Origin of the sequence: Caulobacter sp. 17J65-9, from assembly GCF_010975005.1 — a bacterium.
Classification (GTDB): domain Bacteria; phylum Pseudomonadota; class Alphaproteobacteria; order Caulobacterales; family Caulobacteraceae; genus 17J80-11.
In genome coordinates this window covers 1-1,235 of sequence record NZ_JAAIVC010000301.1, presented here as the reverse complement: position 1 = coordinate 1,235, position 1,235 = coordinate 1, and the positions used below count along the sequence as shown (strand labels likewise).

At 73.4% G+C, this 1,235-nt stretch carries 2 protein-coding genes; one reads left to right on the top strand and one right to left on the bottom strand.

Translation table 11 applies throughout. The features are described 5' to 3' along the window. Positions 1 to 62: 62 nt before the first annotated feature. Positions 63 to 881: a hypothetical protein gene (locus G3573_RS21510; RefSeq protein WP_346427430.1), complete on the bottom strand. Its 819-nt coding sequence runs from the start codon at positions 879 to 881 to the stop codon at positions 63 to 65. Positions 882 to 1,021: 140 nt separating this feature from the next. Here G3573_RS21510 and G3573_RS21505 point away from each other — a divergent pair. Then, a partial coding sequence (locus tag G3573_RS21505) for a hypothetical protein (protein ID WP_163263664.1) occupies positions 1,022 to 1,235 on the top strand: 214 nt, incomplete at its 3' end.

The window sequence follows — 1,235 nt, the reverse complement described above, 5'->3', positions numbered from 1 at the left end:
GGCCTGCGCCGCGCCGGGGGCGAGCGCGAACAGCAGGGCGGCGGCCGCGGCGGCGCGCGTCCTCACGCGCTTTCCGGCGCGCCGGGGTGGCGCCCGCTGCGCTGGGGCAGGATCAGGATCAGCGCCACGATGGCCACGGCCAGGATCAGCGAGGCCAGCGGCCGGCTGACGCCCAGGCCGCCATGGTCCAGCGGCTTGTCGAAGAAGTCGCCGACCGTGGCCCCCAGCGGCCGGGTCAGGATGAAGGCGGCCCAGAACAGCATCACCTTGCTGACCCGCGTCCAGGCGTTCAGCGCCGCCAGCCCCGCCAGGGCCGCGCCGAACAGCAGGGCCCCGCCCAGATAGCCCGGCCCCGCGTCGGCCACCCAGTCGCCCAGCGCCGTGCCCAGCGTCTGGGAGAAGGTGATGGTGACCCAGTAGAACATCTCCTCGCGCGGCCCCACGATGGTGGTCACCGACACGCTGCCCAGCGTGCGCCGCCAGGCGAACAGGCTGCCCAGCACGCAGGCCAGCAGCAGCAGCGAGCCGCCGACATAGCCGATGCCCAGCGAACGGGTGGCGAAGTCGGCCAGCGTCGTGCCGGCCGTGGTCGAGGCGATGATGGTCCCCCAGTAGAGCCACGGGTTGAACCGCTGGGCGCGGATCTGCAGCCAGACCAGGCCGATCAGCAGCACGCCGAAGATCGCCGTGCCGACCAGATAGCCGTTCACCCCCGCCTGGCCGGCCGTCGCGGTCGTCTCGCCCAGCCAGGTCATCGACACGCTGTCGCCGCCGGTTTCGCCCAGGGTCGTGGCCAGGATCTTGATGATCCAGAAGCCCAGCGTGACCTCGGGCACCTTGGTGGGCATGTCGTGAGCGGAGTGGGCCGGGCGCTGGTTCACGAGGGTCTCGCGGCGAAGGTTGGCTCGCCTGTCATACCACCGTTTGCGGCGCCGAATTCACCGTTTCCTCACATCGTCCTCACCGGCGCCCGACGGCGCGCGGGCCATGCTGGTCGCTTGTGCTGGGCGGGAGGACGCGGATGTCGACGGCGATGGAGCGGGGGCGGCGGCGAGCGCGCTGGATGCCGACGCGCTGCCAGGTGGAGCGCGGGGACGCGGGCGAGCGCACCTGGCGCGGCGCCTTCGCCAACCGCAGCGGCGGGGCCTTCAGCGACGTGGCGGTGGAGATCCGCTTCCTCGACCCCGACGGCCGCCCGGTCGGCGGCGCGCTGGGCCGGGCCGAGCGGCTGGCCC